Here is a 21215-nt window from a genome sequence, read left to right on the forward strand (position 1 = left end):
ATCAAAATATTATGTCTACGGAAGAAAGAAAAACAATATACCTTTGCCTTGCTCATATGAGTGAGGAAGGCTATGAACAGAAATATGTCAAAGAGGCATTTGACACCAATTGGGTGGTTCCGATGGGGCCAAATGTTAACGCATTTGAACAGAATCTTGCTGATTTTGCAAATGCGAATTCTGATGGCTCAAAGCTTGCCCGAAAGGTGGTGTGCCTCTCTGCTGGTACTGCTGCTGTTCACTTAGCATTGATTGCATGTGGCGTAAAGACGGGGGATGAGGTGTGCGTGCAGTCGTTCACCTTCTGTGCTTCTTCGCATCCTATTACTTATCTTGGTGCAAAGCCAGTGTTCATCGACTCGGAGCGAGAAACTTGGAATATGGATCCGGAGCTGTTGGAAAAAGCTATCATTGAGCGCAAGGCGGCTATAGGTAAGTATCCGAAGGCAATAATTCCTGTGGCACTCTATGGTATGCCTTACGACTGTGAGCGCATTATGGCGATAGCAGACAAGTATGGTATTCCTGTGATTGAGGATGCCGCCGAAGGGCTGGGTTCTCGCTTCAATGGTCAGGTGCTGGGTACGTTCGGTCGTTTTGGTGTGTTGTCGTTCAACGGCAACAAGATGATTACGACTTCGGGTGGTGGTGCGTTGATTTGCCGTAACGAGGAGGATGCAAACAATATTATGTGGCACGCTACTCAGGCGCGCGATGCGTACTCTTATTATCAGCATACGGAAATCGGTTACAACTACCGTATGAGTAACGTGTGTGCAGGTGTTGGTCGTGGTCAGATGAAGGTGCTCGATAATCATATTGCGCATCACAAGCATGTGCAAAAACTATATAAGGAACTGCTGAAGGACGTTAAAGGTATACATCTGCATGAACAGCCTGCCGATTCTCGTTACGACTCAAACTTCTGGCTCTGTGCAGCTACTCTTGATGAGGACATTTATATCCAAGGTCAGGAGAAAGCTTACAAGGAAGTCATCAAAACTGCCGTAGGTGGTGCTGCCGGTGTGGTTAAAGAGGTAAATTCGGCTGTTACGGATTGTCAGCCTAACGCCAATGTGGAGGCTCTTCGCATGTTCATGTTCTCGAAGAAGATTGAATGTCGCCCTGTGTGGAAGCCGATGCATAAGCAACCGGTATACGCTGATGCTGTGGCATACGTGAGTGGTGTGTCGGAAGAAATCTTTAAGATTGGTTTCTGTTTGCCAGCTGGTCCGTATGTGACGGATGATGATGTACGTTATATTGTTGATTGCATCAAGGAGGCGATTATCAATTAATATGAAACAGTTTTTTATTGGTGTTTGGCAGTTCATTAGTTATTTGTTCTGGCCTCAGAAGACAGATAAATCAAGGTATGACGCTTAAATAGTTGATTATGATTTTACTATTATTCTTAAAATCAATACTTTATAAATCATTTTCAAAAAACAGTTCTTGTAGGGCTGTTTCCTTTGTTTAGTACCCTATATGTTCTCACCTTTGCGTCGTTGATTGGGATGGAAAAATAAAATATTTGAGAATATATTTTGTAGTTTAAGAGATAAGCTTATTCGTACTCAGTAGAACCTGCCAAGCCTCTTCACCATGCTTAAATTGGCAGGTCGTTTTATATAATATACCTATGAAGCTTCATTTCAACAAGACTTGTTACACTCCTGAACAGCATATCAGTATCTTGAAAACGAGAGGATTGGCGATTGAAAGCCATCAGCTACTTGATGAATATTAGCTATTTTCAGTTAAGTGCTTACTTTTATCTTTTTTGAGAATTTCCCCAAGAACAACATAAATACAAGGTGGATGCTATTGAGATACCCCAGCAATGGGATTCCCAAAAGATTGGGAAAATGGAAAACTATGATGAAGAGATTCTTTGTTCAGCATCAATTATCTTATAATTAATACTTTATCACTTTTCTCAGAAAAACTACTCCCAAACGTCTTTTTTCTTTGGCTACATAGTTTTTAATCCTCACCTTTGCATCGTTGATCAACGAAACGTGTGAATAGGAAAACGAATTTAAATCTCTAAAGAAAAAAAGTATGAGTGTAATTTTCAGGACGGTGGAGAGACCGTCGGACCCCAGGGTTGAAAACTCTCCCAAGAAGTATTATCCGCAGTTGGTAACATTGGGGCAAAGCGTGGATTTGGCGTTTATTGCACAGAAGATGCAGGACCGCTCTTCTCTGTCTATCGGTGACATCAAGAGTACGATGCAGAACTTTGTGGAAAAGCTGAAAGAGCAGTTGCTGGAAGGAAAGACGGTTAATATAGCCGGGCTGGGTGTCTTTATACTGGCAGCCAAATCGAAAGGTGAGGAAAAGGCTGATGACGTGACAGCCAAGAGTGTGGAGAGCGTCCGTATCTGTTTTCAGGCGAATAGGGAACTGAAGATATCGAAGGCTGCTACCCGTGCTGGAGAAAGGCTGGATTTGGTGAGTTTGGATGATTATCTTAAGGGGAAGACTTCTACAGATGGCGGCTCCGGTTCGGAAGGAGGAGGCTCGGATTCGGATGGAGACCAAGGTGAGAATCCACTGGGATAACAGTAGCGATGAATTATTAATCAGATAATGGATAATCTTTATGAAGAAAACGTGGAATGTGATTTTGAAACTTATTATTGCCGTAGCGAGTGCTGTGGCAGGTGTGATTGGTGGACAGACAATGATGTTTTAGTCCGATAGGATTTGATAAATAAAAAATGAGAAGAGCTGCTGGCAGGAAATCTGTCGGCAGCTCTTTTTTTAATCCTTGTATGCTTCTTCGTGTACCCCCGCTACTGCTCGTCCGCTGGGGTCGTTCTTTCCTTGGAAAGAGGCGTCCCATGCCAGCGCTTCGGCGGTGGAGCATGCCACACTGGGTACGCTGGGAACACTCCGGGCTGCGCTTTCACTGGGGAAATGCTCTTCGAAGATGGTGCGATAGTAATACTCTTCCTTATTTTGCGGGGTATGTATCGGGAAGCGTTCGGCGGCATGTGCCATCTGTTCGTCGCTGACGGCAGCGGCAGTGACGGCTTTCAGCGTATCAATCCAACTGTAGCCCACACCGTCGGAGAACTGTTCTTTCTGCCGCCAGGCAACGCTCTGTGGGAGCATGTCGGCAAAGGCTTCGCGGACTACTTTCTTTTCTATTTCCTTGCCGGGGCACATCTTGACTGCCGGATTGATGCGCATGGCAACATCCAGGAATTCTTTGTCGAGGAAGGGGACACGTCCTTCCACTCCCCAGGCTGCAAGGCTTTTGTTGGCACGGAGGCAGTCGTACAGATGCAGTTTGGAGAGCTTGCGCACGGTTTCTTCGTGAAAGGCTTGCGGTGTGGGCGCCTTGTGGAAGTAAAGGTAACCACCGAACACCTCGTCCGCACCTTCGCCGCTGAGTACCATCTTGATGCCCATGCTTTTGATGACACGTGCCAGCAGATACATGGGGGTGGAGGCGCGGACAGTGGTTATGTCGTAAGTCTCAATGAAATAGATGACGTCGCGGACAGCATCGAGGCCTTCCTGAACGGTATAGTTTATCTCGTGATGCACGGTACCGATATGACGGGCCACTTCGCGGGCTTTAATCAAGTCGGGAGCACCCTTCAAGCCGACGGCGAAGGAATGGAGCTGTGGCCACCAGGCATCTGCCTTGTTGTCTGTCTCGATGCGTTTGGCGGCATATTTCTTGGCGATGGCAGAGATGACGGAAGAATCGAGTCCGCCACTGAGCAGGACACCGTAGGGGACGTCGGACATCAACTGGCGCTGTACGGCGGCTTCAAGGGCGTCGTGCACAGCCGTGACTTGTGTGCTGTAGGCTGTCCGGCCTATCGAAGCCGGCGCGGCATTGCGTTCGGCGGCAGGGGTGTAGTTGTCTTTCACAGCGGCATAGTCCATCCAGTCGCGGGTGTACCAGCGGTGCATCTTGCCCTCGCGCCCACGGTAGTAGTGGCCGGGAAGGAAAGGCTCGTACTCATCGCAGAAACCCTCAAGGGCTTTCAGCTCACTGCCGAAGTAGATGTGTCCGTCTTTGTCGCGTCCTATATAAAGGGGGATTACGCCGATGGGGTCACGGGCGATGAGGTAATCGTCCGTTTCTTCATCATAGAGGGCGAAGGCGAAGATGCCGTTCAGCTCTTCGAGGAAGCGGATGCCTTTGTCTTTGTAAAGGGCAAGGATGACTTCGCAGTCGGAACCTGTCTGGAAGGCGTATTTTCCGGCATAGCGGGCACGGATGTCGCGATGGTTGTAAATCTCGCCATTGACGGCAAGCACCTGTTTGCGGTCGGGTGAATATAAGGGTTGTCCGCCGGATTCCGGGTCGACAATGGAGAGGCGTTCGTGGGCGAGGATGGCGGAGCCGCCTACGTAGATACCACTCCAGTCCGGTCCGCGATGACGGATTTTCTGCGCCATCCGTAGCGCTTTGTTTCTCAATTCAGGAGTTTGAGACTGTATGTTGAAGATTCCTGCTATTCCACACATGAGAATTAAAAATTAAAGGTTAAAAATTAAAGAAAGGGAAATCATTTCTTGCTTTCTTTTAGAGGTTCGAGGTAACGGTCTATTTCTGTTGCCACTCGTCGTCCGTCGGCCAAGGCACGTACCACGAGGCTGGCGCCGTGGGCGGCATCGCCTGCCACGAATACGTTCTCTGCAAACTTCGGTTGCTCGGGCTTGAGGAAACCCATGGCAAGAAGCACCATATCGGCTTCGATGACCTCTTTCTTACCCGTAGATTTCATGGTAGGGCGGTTACCGTCTGTTGCCGGAAGCCACTCCACTTCTTCCACTTCCACACCGCATACCTTGCCATTCTTCCCGATGAACCGGGTAGAGGCGAGGGACCATCGACGGGTACAGCCTTCTTCGTGGCTGCTGGTGGTTTTCAGTACGACGGGCCATTGAGGCCAGGGAGTATCTGGGTTGTGTCCTATGGGCGGTTGGGGCATGATTTCAATCTGGGTTACGCTGACGGCTCCCTGTCGGATGCTGGTGCCTATGCAGTCGGACCCGGTATCGCCGCCGCCGATGACGAGTACCCGTTTGCCGCGGGCGTTGACGAGTTGGTCTTTCGGGAAGGTATCTCCATCCAGAATATGGTTCTGCTGTGCCAGCATGTCGAGGGCAAAGTAGATGCCTTTCAGCTCCCTGCCCGGAATGGAGAGGTCGCGGGCGGTGGGCGTACCGGTACAAATGGCGTAGGCATCGAATCCGGCGGGCAGTTTCTGCACATCGACATGGACTCCCATCTTGAACAAGATACCTTCGGCCTCGAGGATTTTCATGCGGCGGTCGATGACGGCTTTGTCCAGCTTGAAGTTGGGGATACCATAGCGCAGCAGTCCTCCCGGCATCGGTTTGCTATCGAATAGGGTAACTTCGTAACCTTTGGCGTTCAGCCGTACGGCAACGCTCAATCCGGCAGGGCCGGCGCCGATGACGGCTACTTTCTTTCCGTTGCGTTCGGGCTGGAGGGGGGTGATGTAGCCCTCGCGAAAAGCAGCCTCGGCGATGGCGGCTTCGTTCTCGCGGATAGTGACCGGTTCGTTGCACGAGAGTTTCAGTACGCACGACTTCTCGCAAAGGGCAGGGCAAATGCGTCCCGTAAATTCCGGAAAATCATTCGTACTGTTCAGTATTTGATAGGCTTCGCGCCATTTGCCCCGGTAGAGCGCGTCTTGGAATTCCGGGTCTTTATTGCCTAGCGGACATGCCCAGTGGCAGAAGGGTACGCCGCAGTCCATACAGCGCGAGGCCTGGAGCTTGCGGTCGTGGCTGTTCAGTGTCTGTTCCACTTGGCTGAAGTCTGTGATACGTTCGTGTATCGGACGGTAACCCGCCTCTTGGCGGGGGATATTGAGGAATGCTTTTGGATCTCCCATGATGAACAAATTAAAAAGTTAAAGAATTAAAGAATGAAAGGGGAATTTCCTCAGTCTTTCATTCTTTCATTATTAATTCGCGATTCAATAATCGCGTTGCATTTCTGCAATCTTCTGTTGCAATTTCTGCATCTGCTCCTCTTGCAGCACTTTTTTGTATTCGATAGGGACTACCTGGATGAACTGGTCGGCATAGCGTGGCCAGTCATCGAGCATGGTGCGTGCCAGTTTGGAACCGGTGTACAGGTAGTGCTGGCAGATGAGCTCGTGCAGTTCCTTGCGGTAGGAGGCCTCTTCGATGAGGCTCAGTTCCACCATTTCCATGTTGCAGAAATAGTCGAAGTTGCCGTCCCGGTTCCATACGTAGGCCACACCGCCGGACATGCCTGCGGCAAAGTTGCGTCCCGTCTGTCCGAGTACTACCACGCGCCCGCCGGTCATATACTCGCAGCAGTGGTCACCTACACCCTCCACTACGGCTGTGGCACCGGAGTTGCGGACGGCAAAGCGCTCGCCTGCACGGCCGTTGATGTAAACTTCACCGCTTGTGGCGCCATAAAGCAGGGTGTTGCCTGCAATCGTGTTTTTCTCCGCCTCGAAGTTGCTCCGTACCGGGGGCAGGACGGCGATGCGTCCGCCACTCAGACCTTTGCCCAGATAATCGTTGGCCTCGCCTTCCAGCTTGAAGTTGACACCCGGGACAAGGAATGCCCCGAAACTCTGCCCGGCGGAGCCTTTGAACTTCACGTTCAGCGTATGTTCGGGCAGCCCTTTTTCTCCGTATTTTGCGGCAATGACACCAGAGAGCATGGCGCCGCAGGCACGGTCGGTATTGGCGATGGTGTACTCCAGCGAGATTTCCTTCTGGTTCTCTACGGCTTCGGCGGCGGCATGTAGCATCTCTACATCTTTCACATGGTCGATGCCATGCTGTTGGTCGGTGACGTGGCGGATGGCGGCTTCGTTGTCTACGCGTGCCAGTAGTTTGTCGAAGCTTATCAACTGATGTTTCTTGATTCCGTCATCCGGCTTGCGGACGATAAGGTCTGTGCGTCCAATGATGTCATCCAGGCGTTCCACACCGATTTCCGCCAGGTATTCGCGTACTTCCTGCGCCAGGAACGTGAAGAAGTTCACCAGATACTCGCTGCGTCCGCGGAAGCGTTTGCGCAGTTCTTCGTTCTGTGTCGCCACCCCTACGGGGCAGGTGTTCTGGTGACATTTGCGCATCATTACGCAACCCAGTACAATCAGGGCACTGGTGGCGAAACCGAATTCTTCGGCTCCGAGCATTGCCATCAGTATGATGTCGCGGCCTGTTTTGAGCTGTCCGTCCACTTGCAGCATCACTTGTCCGCGCAGGCCGTTCAGCACCAGTGTCTGCTGCGTTTCGCTCAAGCCGAGTTCGGGCGAGATGCCGGCATAGCGGATGGATGATGCAGGAGAGGCTCCCGTACCGCCCTCTGCACCCGAGATGACTATCAAATCGGCCTTTGCCTTTGCCACACCGGCGGCAATGGTGCCCACACCGCTTTCTGCCACCAGCTTCACGCTGATTTTTGCCCGTGGGTTCACGTTCTTCAGGTCGAAGATGAGCTGTGCCAGGTCTTCGATGGAGTAAATGTCGTGGTGGGGCGGGGGGGAAATCAGCGAGATGCCCGGAATGGAGTGGCGTGTCTTGGCAATCACTTCATCCACTTTGAAGCCCGGCAGCTGCCCACCTTCGCCCGGCTTGGCGCCTTGGGCAATCTTTATCTGTATTTCGTCCGCATTCACCAGATATTCTGCGGTGACACCGAAACGTCCTGAGGCCACCTGCTTGATGGCGCTGCGCAGATTGGTGCCGTCTTCGCGCGGCATGAAGCGTGCCCGGTCTTCGCCTCCTTCGCCCGTATTGCTCCGGCCATGCAGCTTGTTCATGGCAATAGCCATGGCTTCGTGGGCTTCGCGGCTGATGGAGCCGTAGGACATGGCGCCGGTGACAAAGCGCTGTACGATGTTCTCTACCGGTTCCACCCGGTCTATGCTGATAGGAGCGCGGCGGAAGTCGAGGAAATCGCGCAGGAAGATGGGAGATTCCTTGCTGTCTACCATGGCAGTGAACTCCTTGAATTTCTTATAGCTTCCCAGGCGTGTGGCAAGTTGCAGTGTGCTGATGGTTTCCGGGTTCCAGGCGTGCTTCTCACCATCCTTGCGGAAGGCATACAGTCCGCGGTTCGGCAATAACTCCGCTTCCCCCTTCTTTTTAAGAACCTCCATCCCTTCCTTGTGGAAGGCGATGGCGTCGCGTGCCACTTCATCCAGGCGTATGCCTCCGATGCGTGAACTCAGTCCGCCAAAGTAGGCATTGCTCAACTCCTCGCTCAGTCCTACGGTCTCGAAAATTTTCGCGCCCCGGTAAGAACGGATGGTGCTGATGCCCATCTTGCTCATAATCTTGAACAAGCCTTTGCAGACGGACTTGATATATTTCTTTTCGGCAGTGGCGTAGTCGAGCTGTATTTCCTTTTCGTTCACCAGTTTGTCGATGACGGCAAAAGCCATATACGGATTCAGTGCGCTGGCTCCGAAGCCCAGCAGCAGTGCGGCGTGCATCACTTCGCGGATTTCGCCGCTTTCTACAATCAGTGCCGTCTGCACCCGTTTGCCCACGGAGATAAGATGGTGGTGTACCGCCGACACGGCAAGCAGTGACGGAATGGCGGCATGGGTGGCGTCTACGTCGCGGTCGGAAAGCACGATGTAGTTCACTCCTTCGTTGACGGATTCTTCCGCCTGCTTGCAGAGGGTTGCCAATGCTTCCTGCAATCCCTGGCACCCTTTTGCCACTTCGAAGAGCAGGGGCAGTTTCACGGTCTTGAAGCCTTTGTACCGGATGTTGCAGAGAATATCCAGCTGGGCGTTGTTCAGGATGGGATGGTTCAACCTCACCATCTTGCAATGGTTTTCGCTGGGTGTCAGTATGTTCATGCCTACGGCTCCGATGTACTCGGTCAGCGACATTACCAGTTCTTCGCGTATCGGGTCGATAGGAGGGTTGGTGACTTGGGCAAACTGCTGGCGGAAATAGTTGTACAGTAGTTGCGGCTTGTCCGAGAGTACTGCCAGCGGGGTGTCATTGCCCATGGAGTTGATGGGTTCGGCACCGATGGTACACATCGGGACAATCAGCCGTTCCACGTCTTCTTTGGAGTAGCCGAAGATGCGCAGCATGCTGTCGTAGTTCTCCACGCTATGGGAGACTTTGCGACCGCTTTTCAGTTCGTCCAGCTCGATGCGGTTGCCGGCCAGCCAAGTGCGGTATGGTTTGGCTTCGGCAAGTTGTTTCTTCAGTTCGCCGTCATAATATATTTCGCCTTTCTCGGTGTCTATAAGCAGTATCTTGCCCGGTTGCAGGCGTCCTTTTTCCTTGATGTCTCCCGGCTCGAAATCCATCACGCCGACTTCGCTGGCCACTACCATCATGCCGCCCTGCGTAATCAGGTAGCGTGCAGGGCGCAGTCCGTTTCTGTCGAGCATGCCGCCTGCATAGCGCCCGTCGCTGAAAAGCAGTGCCGCCGGTCCGTCCCACGGCTCCATCAGGATGGAGTGGTATTCATAGAAAGCTTTTAAATCTTCGCTGATGGGATTCTTTTCGTTGAAAGATTCCGGCACGAGCATGGCCATGGCGTGCGGCAGGCTCAGGCCTGACATGATGAGAAACTCGAGCACATTGTCCAGCGAGGCACTGTCGCTCATGCCCGGTTGCACGATGGGGCGTATCTCCCGGATGTCTCCCAAGGCGGGAGAGGAGAGTACACTCTCACGGGCTTCCATCCAGCCGCGGTTGCCGCGGATGGTATTGATTTCGCCGTTGTGTGCCAGCAGGCGGAAAGGCTGTGCCAGTCCCCAGGTGGGGAAAGTGTTGGTGCTGAAACGGGAGTGCACCAATGCCAGTCCGCTGGTGAAGTAGCTGTTGGTGAGGTCGGGGAAGTAGTTGCGCAACTGCAAGGAAGAGAGCATGCCCTTGTAGACGATGTTCTTCGTAGAGAGCGAGACGATGTAGAAATCCTCGCGGGTGGGGATGTCCGACTTGCGTATTCTGTTCTCTATCCTTTTCCTTATTATATAGAGTTTGCGGTCGGCGGTTTCGCTTTCCGTAAATCCGGTGATGAAAATTTGCTTGATGTCCGGTTCGTTGGCAAGAGCCGCTTCTCCCAATATTTCGGGGCAAGTGGGCACGTTGCGCAGATGCATCAGGGTCAATCCCTCCTTTTCAATCTCTTCGATAATGACGCTCAAGATGACAGCCTGGTCTTTTCCGTCTTTGGGAAGGAAAAGCAGGCCGGTGCCGTATTTTCCCTTCTCGGGAACGGGAATGCCCTGCAACAGAATGAATTCGTGCGGTATCTGCAGCATGATGCCGGCGCCGTCTCCGGTTTTGTTGTCCGCCCCTTCCGCTCCACGGTGGCGCATGTTTTCCAGTACCTTCAATGCTGATTCTACCAGTTCATGTGATTTTCCTCCCTGGATATTGACCAGCATGCCTACTCCGCAGGCATCGTGCTCATGGGATGCCTCATACAAGCCCAACTGTTTGGGCTGTCGCTGGTAATCCTCTGCTTTTGTTTTGTTGTTAAAAAGTTCTTGTTTCATGATTATAAGCTTTCTTTATTGCTGTATAATATTGTTTGTGGTTTCAAAATGTTCGGCAAATATATGGTATTAATTGCAAAATGCTAATATGTATTCCTGCCTTCTTTCTTGCAAAATTCCTGCGATAGAAGATGAAGTTATGAATTGATAGAAAACACCCTCTGTTTTCTTTTAATCCTAAATCAAAATCAGACGGTTTGATTTGGATTTGTAAATTAAGCCTTTTGCTTTTAAAATAACACTTTCTTTAACTTTTTGATGTAAAAACAACTTTTTTCTATTCTTTTGATAAATAAATAGTGGAAAGATTAACTTTATGTTCTTAAGAATATGTATATTTGCAGCGCAAAATCAAATACTGATACATTATGTGTGGAATAGTAGGCTATATAGGTCAAAGGAAAGCCTACCCCATTCTTATCAAGGGTCTGAAGCGGTTGGAGTACCGTGGATATGATAGTGCAGGGGTAGCATTAATCAGTGATAACCGACAGTTGAACGTGTACAAAGCGAAAGGTAAGGTTTCGGAACTTGAAACTTTCGTTGCTCAAAAAGATATTTCCGGTAACATTGGTATTGCACATACACGTTGGGCTACTCATGGAGAACCTTGTTCCGTCAATGCCCATCCCCATTATTCCTCTTCCGAACGCCTCGCCCTCATCCATAACGGCATTATTGAAAACTACGCCGTCCTTAAAGAAAAACTTCAAGCCAAAGGTTATGTATTTAAAAGCAGCACTGATACCGAGGTGCTGGTACAGCTCATCGAATACATTCAGGTGACAAACCATATTGACCTGCTGACGGCAGTGCAACTTGCCTTGCAGGAAGTGATTGGGGCGTATGCCATTGCGGTGCTCGACAAGGACAATCCGGATGGGATAATCGCTGCACGCAAGAGCAGTCCGCTGGTGGTGGGCATCGGTGAAGGTGAGTTTTTCCTGGCTTCGGATGCCACGCCGATTGTGGAATATACGGATAAGGTGGTGTATCTGGAAGACGAAGAGATTGCCCTCATCCGCCGGGGAGAGAAGCTGAAGGTTGTTAACCTGAAGAATGTGGAATGTCCGCACGAGGTAAAGACGGTAGCGCTCAATCTCGGCCAGCTGGAGAAGGGAGGCTATCCGCACTTCATGCTGAAGGAAATCTTCGAACAGCCCGGCTGCATTCGCGACTGCATGCGCGGGCGTATCAATGTGGAGGGTACGAACGTGGTTCTTTCTGCAGTGATTGATTATAAGGAACGTCTGCTGGCGGCCAAACGCTTCGTCATCGTGGCATGCGGTACGTCATGGCATGCCGCCCTCATCGGCAAGCATTTGATTGAAAGCTTCTGCCGTATTCCGGTGGAGGTGGAGTATGCCAGTGAGTTCCGTTACCGCGACCCGGTGATTGACAGCAACGATGTGGTGATTGCCATCTCGCAAAGCGGTGAAACGGCCGATACGCTGGCTGCCGTGGAGCTTGCCAGAAATCGTGGGGCATTTATATATGGCATCTGCAATGCCGTCGGTTCCAGCATTCCCCGTGCCACGCACACGGGTTCCTATATCCACGTGGGACCGGAAATAGGGGTGGCATCCACCAAAGCCTTCACCGGGCAGGTAACGGTGCTTACCATGCTGGCCCTGACACTTGCCAAAGAGAAAAAGACGATGGACGAAGGGCAATACCTGGCAATTGTCAAGGAATTGGGACATATCCCCGACAAGATGAAGGAGGTCTTGAAACTGAACGACCGTATAGCGGAACTTTCCAAGATATTCACCTATGCACACAACTTTATCTATCTGGGACGCGGATACAGTTATCCCGTAGCCCTGGAAGGTGCTTTGAAGTTGAAGGAGATTTCGTATATCCATGCCGAGGGCTATCCTGCCGCCGAAATGAAGCACGGCCCCATTGCCCTGGTGGATGCCGAGATGCCGGTGGTGGTTATTGCCACCCGGAATGGGCTTTACGAAAAGGTGCTGAGCAATATCCAGGAAATAAAGGCGCGTAAAGGCAGGGTTATCGCCATTGTGACAAAGGGAGATACGGTCATCAGTAAAATAGCCGACACTTGCATCGAGCTTCCCGAAACAATGGAGTGCCTTGATCCGTTAATAACTACGGTACCTCTGCAATTACTTGCCTATCACATTGCCGTGTGCAAGGGAATGGATGTGGACCGGCCGAGGAATCTTGCGAAATCGGTGACTGTAGAATGAGGACATGTACAATTTACCATTTACAATGTACAATGTACAATGGGGCTGCGCTTGGGAGAGGTAAATGTAAATGGTAATTGTATGCTATAATAAGGAAAAGAAAATTGTACACTTAAAATTGTACATTGTAAATGGTAAATTGTAAATAAATAGATGGAACAACTGAAGCATGAATGCGGCGTCGCCATGATACGCCTGCTGAAACCGCTGGAGTACTATGAAGAGAAGTACGGAACATGGATGTACGGACTCAACAAGCTCTATCTCCTGATGGAGAAACAACACAACCGTGGGCAGGAAGGTGCCGGACTGGCCTGCGTGAAACTGGAAGCCAGTCCCGGCGAGGAATATATGTTCCGTGAGCGTGCTCTCGGCTCGGGCGCCATTACCGAAATTTTCGGTACGGTGCAGGGCCACTTCAAGGACTTGACCAAGGAACAGCTGCACGATGCGGACTATGCCAAGCGTGTGCTGCCCTTTGCAGGGGAGGTCTATATGGGACACCTGCGTTACTCCACTACCGGAAAGTCCGGCATCTCGTACGTGCACCCGTTCCTCCGGAGAAACAACTGGCGTGCCAAGAATCTTGCCCTCTGCGGCAACTTCAACATGACGAATGTGGATGAAATCTTCGCACGCATTACCGCCATCGGCCAGCATCCGCGCAAATATGCCGATACCTACATCATGCTGGAGCAGTTGGGACATCGCCTCGACCGCGAAGTGGAGCGCCTCTTCAACCTTGCCGAAGCGGAAGGGCTGGCAGGCATGGACATCACCCGTTATATAGAAAACCACATCGACCTTGCCAACGTGCTGCGCACTTCGAGCAAGGAGTGGGACGGGGGATACGTGATGTGCGGACTTACCGGCAGCGGAGAGACTTTCGCCGTACGCGACCCATGGGGCATCCGTACAGCCTTCTGGTATCAGGACGACGAGATAGCGGTGCTTGCCAGCGAACGTCCCGTGATACAGACAGCCCTTAATGTTCCTGTCGAATCCATCAAGGAGCTGCAACCCGGACAAGCCATGTTTATCAACAAGGCCGGCAAGGTGCGCACCGTGCAAATCAACAAGCCGCGCGAGGTGAAACCTTGTTCCTTCGAGCGCATCTACTTCAGCCGGGGCAGTGATGTGGACATTTACCGGGAACGTAAACTGCTGGGTGAGAAACTTGTACCCAACATATTGAAAGCCATCGACAACGATGTGGACCATACCGTCTTCTCCTTCATCCCCAATACGGCGGAAGTCGCCTTCTACGGTATGTTGCAGGGATTGGACGACTACCTCAACGAGGAGAAGGTGCAGCAGATTGCCGCCTTGGGGCATAGTCCCAGCCACGACGAACTGGAGCATATCTTGTCGCGGCGCATACGGAGCGAGAAAGTGGCAATCAAGGACATCAAGCTGCGTACCTTTATTGCCGAAGGAAACAGCCGGAACGACCTTGCCGCCCATGTGTACGACATCACTTATGGAAGCCTTGTCCCGGGAGTGGATAATCTGGTCATCATCGACGACTCGATAGTGCGTGGAACCACCCTGAAGCAGAGCATCATCGGCATCCTTGACCGTCTGGAGCCAAAGAAGATAGTCATTGTAAGCTCTTCACCGCAGGTACGCTATCCCGACTACTATGGCATCGATATGGCTAAGATGAGCGAATTCATCGCCTTCAAGGCTGCTGTGGAACTGCTGAAGGAGCGTGAGATGCGCGATGTGATTGCCGCCGCCTACCGCAAGTCCAAGGAGCAGGTAGGCCTGCCCAAAGAGCAGATGGTGAATTACGTGAAGGAGATTTATGCTCCTTTCACTGATGAGGAAATCTCTGCCAAGATGGTGGAGCTTCTTACTCCGAAAGGGACGAAAGCCAAAGTGCAGATTGTCTACCAGCCTCTCGAGGGGCTGCATGAGGCCTGCCCCAAGCATCCGGGTGACTGGTACTTCAGCGGCGATTATCCTACGCCGGGCGGTGTGAAGCTGCTGAACAAGGCATTTATTGATTATATAGAACAAGTTTATCAATTTTAATTGAATCAATGAGAAATGTAACTCTAATCCTCGACGACGGGAGCCGCTTCCACGGCAAGTCGTTCGGTTTTGAAAAACCGGTAGCGGGAGAGGTGGTCTTCAACACAGCCATGACGGGTTATCCCGAAAGCCTGACCGACCCTTCGTATGCCGGACAGCTGATGACGCTCACCTATCCGTTGGTGGGCAATTACGGTGTGCCGCCTTTTACTCTCGAACCGAATGGGCTTGCCACTTTTATGGAGAGCGAGCATATCCATGCCGAAGCCATTATTGTAAGCGATTATAGCGAAAATTATAGCCATTGGAATGCGGTGGAAAGTCTCGGTGACTGGCTGAAACGCGAACAGATTCCGGGCATCACGGGCATCGATACCCGCGAACTGACAAAGGTGCTTCGCGAGCATGGGGTGATGATGGGACGTATCGCCTTTGATGATGAATCGGATGAAATGCCTGAGGCCTCTTATGCCGATGTGAATTATGTGGATAAAGTTAGCTGCAAGGAGGTTATCCGTTACAACGAAGGAACCGGTAAGAAGAAAGTGCTCCTTGTGGATTGCGGCGTCAAGCATAACATCATCCGCTGCCTGCTGAAACGTGACGTGGAAGTGATTCGCGTTCCCTGGGACTATGATTATACTGGGATGGAGTTCGACGGGTTGTTCATCTCCAACGGCCCTGGCGACCCCGATACCTGCGATGCTGCCGTGCAGCATATCCGCAAGGCAATGCAGAACGAGAAACTGCCCATCTTCGGCATCTGTATGGGAAACCAGTTGCTTTCCAAAGCTGGGGGCGCCAAGATATACAAATTGAAATACGGTCACCGCAGCCATAACCAACCGGTGCGTATGGTGGGTACGGAACGTTGCTTCATCACCTCACAGAATCATGGGTATGCCGTAGACAACAACACGCTGACAGAAGACTGGGAACCGCTTTTCATCAATATGAACGATGGTTCTAATGAAGGAATCCGCCACAAACGCAATCCCTGGTTCTCCGCACAGTTTCATCCCGAAGCTGCCAGCGGGCCGACGGATACGGAGTTTCTTTTTGATGACTTTGTGAAGTTGCTTTAGTAAGAGAATTTTATCAAGAATGATTGCGTTCATAATCTCTTGATAATCAGTATGTAAAAGACGGTATAATGAGTCCCATACTGAATGTCATTCAGTCCCAGAGTGAATACCTTTCAGTCCTATACTGAATGCCATTCAATTAGTGACTGATTGTGTAAGGTAAGAGAAAGATAAGGTTTTATTACTACTATTACATTTTTAATAAACAGATATGCAAATGAAAGAAAACAATATAAAGAAAGTCCTGCTGCTCGGTTCCGGTGCACTGAAAATCGGTGAGGCAGGAGAATTTGACTACTCCGGTTCGCAGGCGCTCAAGGCATTGAAGGAGGAAGGCATCTACACGGTTCTCATCAATCCGAACATTGCCACGGTACAGACCTCGGAAGGAGTTGCCGACCAGATTTACTTCCTGCCCGTCACTCCTTACTTCGTGGAGAAGGTGATAGAGAAGGAGCGCCCGGACGGCATCATGCTTGCTTTTGGTGGGCAGACGGCACTGAACTGCGGTGTTTCCCTCTATAAAGACAAGATTTTCGAGAAGTACGGCGTGACGGTTCTCGGCACTCCCGTGCAGGCCATCATTGACACGGAGGACCGTGAAATCTTTGTGCAGAAACTGAATGAGATTGATGTGAAGACCATCAAGAGCGAAGCTGTGGAGAATGCAGCGGATGCCCGTCGCGCAGCCCGGGAACTGGGATACCCGGTCATTGTCCGTGCCGCATACGCGCTTGGCGGACTGGGTTCGGGTTTTTGCGACAATGAAGAAGAGCTGAATGTGCTGGTGGAGAAAGCCTTCTCCTTCTCCCCACAGGTGTTGGTGGAAAAATCGCTGAAGGGATGGAAGGAAGTGGAATACGAGGTGGTGCGCGACCGCTTCGACAACTGCATCACGGTCTGCAACATGGAGAACTTCGACCCCCTGGGCATCCATACGGGTGAGTCCATCGTTATTGCCCCGTCACAGACGTTGAGCAATACGGACTATCATAAATTGCGTGAACTCGCTATCCGCATTATCCGTCACATCGGCATTGTGGGAGAGTGTAACGTGCAGTATGCCTACGACCCGATGAGCGAGGACTACCGGGTAATCGAGGTAAATGCACGCTTGAGCCGTTCGTCTGCACTTGCCTCTAAAGCAACGGGTTATCCGTTGGCGTTTGTAGCGGCAAAACTCGGCTTGGGCTATGGCTTGTTCGACTTGAACAACTCTGTGACAAAGACTACAAGCGCTTTCTTCGAACCCGCCCTGGACTATGTGGTCTGCAAGATACCGCGTTGGGATTTGGGCAAGTTCCACGGGGTGGACAAAGAGCTGGGTTCGAGCATGAAGTCGGTAGGCGAGGTGATGGCTATCGGCCGTACTTTCGAGGAAGCCATCCAGAAGGGGCTTCGCATGATAGGCCAGGGCATGCACGGCTTCGTAGAGAACAAGGAACTGGTGATTGCCGATTTGGACAAGGCTCTGCGCGAACCTACCGACAAACGTATCTTTGTCATCTCCAAAGCCTTCCGTGCCGGGTATACGGTGGACCAGGTGCACGAATTGACCAAGATAGACCGTTGGTTCCTGGAGAAGTTGATGAACATCATGGATACCAGCAGGGAACTGCACTCTTTTATGGCTGATGGAGAGTTGCCAATGATTCCCGTGGACTTGTTGCGTAAAGCCAAAGTACAAGGCTTCTCTGATTTCCAGATAGCCCGTGCCCTCGGCTTGGAACAAGCAATGGACGGCGAAGAAGCCATCCTTGCCGTCCGCAATTTCCGCAAGAGTGCAGGCATTCTGCCCGTAGTGAAGCAGATAGATACCCTTGCCGCCGAATATCCCGCACAGACCAACTATCTCTACCTAACGTATAGCGGCACGGCAAATGATGTCCGTTACCTCGGCGACCACAAGTCCATCGTCGTATTGGGCTCCGGCGCCTACCGCATCGGTTCTTCCGTAGAGTTCGACTGGTGCGGCGTGCAGGCCCTGAACACCATCCGCCAGGAAGGCTACCGCAGTGTCATGATAAACTACAACCCCGAAACCGTGTCTACGGACTATGACATGTGCGACCGTCTTTACTTCGACGAGCTCACCTTCGAGCGCGTGATGGATATTCTCGAACTGGAGAATCCCCACGGGGTGATTGTCTCTACCGGTGGTCAGATACCGAATAACCTTGCCCTGCGCCTCGATGCGCAGAAGGTACCTATTCTCGGCACAAGCGCCAGGAGCATCGACAATGCCGAAGACCGTGACAAGTTCTCCGCCATGCTCGACCGCATTGGTGTAGACCAACCCGAATGGCGGGCGCTGACCTCCCTGGAGGACATCAACGCCTTTGTGGATAAGGTGGGCTTCCCGGTATTGGTCCGTCCTTCCTACGTATTGTCCGGCGCTGCGATGAACGTCTGTTCCAACCGGGAGGAGCTGGAACGCTTCCTGAAGCTGGCGGCGAATGTCAGCAAGAAACATCCCGTAGTGGTGAGCCAGTTCATTGAGCATGCCAAGGAGGTGGAGATGGATGCTGTGGCGCAAGATGGAGAGATTATCGCGTACGCCATCAGTGAGCATATCGAGTTTGCCGGAGTGCATTCCGGTGACGCCACTATCCAGTTCCCGCCACAAAAGTTGTATGTGGAGACGGTGCGCCGCATCAAGCGCATCAGCCGCGAGATTGCCCGTGAGCTGAACATCTCCGGTCCGTTCAATATCCAGTATCTGGCACGCGAGAACGACATCAAGGTGATTGAGTGCAACCTCCGTGCCAGCCGTTCGTTCCCGTTTGTCAGCAAGGTGCTGAAGATAAACCTTATTGAACTTGCCACGAAGGTGATGCTCGGCATTCCGGTACAGAAGCCGGACAAGAATCTGTTCGATTTGGATTACGTAGGCATCAAGGCGAGCCAGTTCTCCTTCAACCGTCTGCAGAAGGCCGACCCGGTACTGGGTGTGGATATGGCAAGCACGGGCGAGGTGGGTTGCATCGGCAGCGATACTTCCTGCGCCATTCTCAAGGCGATGCTCTCCGTGGGATATCGTATTCCAGAGAAAAATATCCTGCTTTCTACCGGTACTCCGAAGCAGAAAGTGGACATGCTTTCTGCCGCGCGTATGCTTCAGAAGAAGGGGTATAAGATATTTGCCACGGGTGGTTCCAGCAACTTCCTTACGGAGAACGGTGTGGAGAATACGCGCGTCTACTGGCCCAGCGAACCCGAACGCCAGCCGCAGGCACTCGACATGCTGCACCGCAAGGAGATAGACATGGTGGTCAATATTCCGAAGAACCTCACCGCAGGCGAGTTGGATAACGGCTACAAGATACGCCGTGCCGCCATCGACCTCAATATTCCGTTGATAACGAATGCCCGTCTGGCAAGTGCGTTCATCAATGCATTCTGCACGATGATGCCGGATGATTTGGCTATCAAGTCGTGGGCGGAGTACAAATGATGATTTAATTTGTTATCTTTGCCCGCGAATTGGTTCCGGATGCATGTTTCCATCATCTGGATTAAAAGGGAATCGGGTGTAAATCCCGGACAGTCCCGCTGCTGTGAAGCTCCGTTTATATCATGAAAAACACCCTTGCCACTGATATGCATTGAAATATCGGGAAGGCTTCAGGATTAGGAGTCAGTCAGAAGACCTGCCATTCATTAAAGGCTGCCTTTGCTCGTGGGTTAGGAAGACAGTACGAAGATATTAGTTGAACATTTAAACAAGAAATGGAATGCCTTTGTTAAAGGTATGTCCGCATTGTGGTGTGACTATATATATCCTTTATATATTAAAGAAAAAGTAAAATGATTAAGAAAGTATTGATTGCCAACAGAGGTGAGATTGCCTTGCGCGTCATGCGTTCGTGCCGGGAGATGGGACTGCTTACAGTTGCGGTCTTCTCCGAGGCCGACCGCACCTCTCATCATGTGGCATATGCCGATGAGGCTTATCCGATAGGACCGGCCGTGGCAAAAGAGAGTTATCTGAATATTGAAAAAGTGATTGCCACGGCAAAGCGATGCGGTGCCGATGCCATCCATCCGGGTTACGGCTTTTTGTCGGAGAACTCGGAGTTTGCACGCCGTTGCAAGGAGGAAGGGATTATCTTTATCGGTCCCGCCGCCGAGACGATGGAGGCGATGGGCGACAAGATAGCTGCCCGCAAGCGAATGATTGCGGCAGGCGTACCCGTGGTTCCCGGAACGGAACAACCTTTGCAGAGTGCCGAAGAAGCCGTGCGCATCTGCAACGAGGTAGGTTATCCCGTGATGCTGAAGGCGTCTATGGGTGGCGGTGGTAAAGGTATGCGCCTTATCCATAACGAGAGCGAAGTGGTGGAAGCCTACAACACGGCACGCTCCGAGTCCATGTCCTCCTTTGGAGACGACACGGTCTATCTGGAAAAGTTCGTGGAAGAACCCCACCACATCGAGTTCCAGATATTGGGCGACAACCACGGCAACGTCATCCACCTCTTCGACCGCGAATGCTCCGTGCAGCGTCGCAATCAGAAGGTGGTAGAAGAAAGCCCGTCACCCTTCCTTACGCCGGAATTGCGCCGGGAGATGGGGGAGAAGGCGGTTGCCGCAGCCAAGGCAGTGAACTACTCCGGTGCAGGTACCATCGAGTTTTTGGTAGACAAGAACCGTCGGTTCTACTTCCTCGAAATGAATACGCGCTTGCAAGTGGAGCACCCCATCACGGAAGAAGTGGTAGGCGTGGACCTGGTGAAAGAGCAAATCCGCATTGCTAACGACGAGGTGCTGCACCTCAAGCAGGAGGAACTGTTCCAGCGCGGCCATGCTATAGAGTGCCGCATCTGTGCCGAAGATACGGAAAACAACTTCATGCCGTCTCCCGGTGTCATCAAGCAACTGACGGAACCGAACGGAATCGGTGTCCGCATTGATAGCTACGTGTACGACGGCTATGAGATTCCCATCTACTACGACCCTATGATAGGTAAGCTCATCGTATGGGCAACCACCCGCCAGTATGCCATCGAGCGTATGCGCCGTGTGCTCTACGAGTACAAGATTACGGGCGTAAAGACCAACCTTGCCTATCTGAAGCGCATCATGCACGTGCCCGACTTTGTGAAGGGAGAGTACAACACCCTCTTTATCGAGAAGAACGCCCGCATGCTGGTACGTACCAACACTGCCAACGAAGAGTTGGAGAACATCGCCATGATAGCTGCCTATATGGACTATCTGGTCAATCTGGAGGAGAATGTTTCGGCACAGCTGTCCGATGGCCGCCCCATCAGCCGTTGGAGGGAATTTGGCTTGCAGAAGGGAGTGCTCAGGATTTAAGGAATGGATAATTGATAATGGATAATTAA

11 protein-coding genes and 1 riboswitch are annotated in these 21215 nt (G+C 51.6%); of the genes, 8 read left to right on the plus strand and 3 right to left on the minus strand.

Going from position 1 to position 21215, the window contains the following annotated elements:
* The first annotated feature begins 11 nt into the window (after positions 1 to 11).
* From DXD65_RS03310 to DXD65_RS20985, 3 genes are all read left to right on the plus strand, one after another.
* Complete coding sequence (locus DXD65_RS03310) at positions 12 to 1298, plus strand: DegT/DnrJ/EryC1/StrS family aminotransferase (protein ID WP_035448630.1); 1287 nt, start codon at positions 12 to 14, stop codon at positions 1296 to 1298.
* A gap of 766 nt (positions 1299 to 2064) precedes the next feature.
* A complete protein-coding gene (locus tag DXD65_RS03315) occupies positions 2065 to 2568 on the plus strand; it encodes an HU family DNA-binding protein (protein WP_005827604.1) in 504 nt (167 codons plus the stop codon).
* Positions 2569 to 2608: 40 nt separating this feature from the next.
* A complete protein-coding gene (locus tag DXD65_RS20985; protein WP_005837261.1) occupies positions 2609 to 2701 on the plus strand; it encodes a smalltalk protein in 93 nt (30 codons plus the stop codon).
* Positions 2702 to 2769: 68 nt separating this feature from the next.
* On the opposite strand, the gene asnB is transcribed toward DXD65_RS20985, so the two are convergent.
* From asnB to gltB, 3 genes are all read right to left on the minus strand, one after another.
* Positions 2770 to 4497, minus strand: coding sequence for an asparagine synthase B (gene asnB / locus DXD65_RS03320; protein WP_057253067.1), 1728 nt, complete (start codon positions 4495 to 4497; stop codon positions 2770 to 2772).
* A 41-nt stretch (positions 4498 to 4538) separates the two neighbouring features.
* Positions 4539 to 5897 carry a glutamate synthase subunit beta gene (locus DXD65_RS03325; protein WP_117887381.1) on the minus strand — a complete coding sequence of 453 codons (1359 nt, stop codon included), beginning with the start codon at positions 5895 to 5897 and terminating at the stop codon, positions 4539 to 4541.
* 84 nt (positions 5898 to 5981) lie between these two features.
* Positions 5982 to 10535 carry a glutamate synthase large subunit gene (gene gltB / locus DXD65_RS03330; protein ID WP_369904459.1) on the minus strand — a complete coding sequence of 1518 codons (4554 nt, stop codon included), beginning with the start codon at positions 10533 to 10535 and terminating at the stop codon, positions 5982 to 5984.
* A gap of 365 nt (positions 10536 to 10900) precedes the next feature.
* On the opposite strand from gltB, the gene glmS reads away from it, so the two are divergent.
* From glmS to accC, 5 genes are all read left to right on the plus strand, one after another.
* On the plus strand, positions 10901 to 12745 hold the full coding sequence (glmS, locus tag DXD65_RS03335; protein ID WP_057253065.1) for a glutamine--fructose-6-phosphate transaminase (isomerizing): 1845 nt from the start codon (positions 10901 to 10903) through the stop codon (positions 12743 to 12745).
* 153 nt (positions 12746 to 12898) lie between these two features.
* Positions 12899 to 14782 (plus strand): amidophosphoribosyltransferase, encoded by a 1884-nt coding sequence (locus tag DXD65_RS03340; protein ID WP_005837255.1) that lies wholly within the window; start codon positions 12899 to 12901, stop codon positions 14780 to 14782.
* Positions 14783 to 14790: 8 nt separating this feature from the next.
* A complete protein-coding gene (gene carA / locus DXD65_RS03345; protein ID WP_008664430.1) occupies positions 14791 to 15867 on the plus strand; it encodes a glutamine-hydrolyzing carbamoyl-phosphate synthase small subunit in 1077 nt (358 codons plus the stop codon).
* Positions 15868 to 16084: 217 nt separating this feature from the next.
* On the plus strand, positions 16085 to 19321 hold the full coding sequence (gene carB, locus DXD65_RS03350; protein ID WP_035448620.1) for a carbamoyl-phosphate synthase (glutamine-hydrolyzing) large subunit: 3237 nt from the start codon (positions 16085 to 16087) through the stop codon (positions 19319 to 19321).
* A 13-nt stretch (positions 19322 to 19334) separates the two neighbouring features.
* Positions 19335 to 19540, plus strand: a riboswitch (cobalamin riboswitch).
* A gap of 134 nt (positions 19541 to 19674) precedes the next feature.
* Positions 19675 to 21186 (plus strand): acetyl-CoA carboxylase biotin carboxylase subunit, encoded by a 1512-nt coding sequence (gene accC / locus DXD65_RS03355; protein WP_057252490.1) that lies wholly within the window; start codon positions 19675 to 19677, stop codon positions 21184 to 21186.
* Positions 21187 to 21215 lie beyond the last annotated feature (29 nt).

It is taken from the genome of Bacteroides sp. 4_1_36 (assembly GCF_003466325.1).
In the GTDB taxonomy this organism is placed as follows: domain Bacteria; phylum Bacteroidota; class Bacteroidia; order Bacteroidales; family Bacteroidaceae; genus Bacteroides; species Bacteroides uniformis.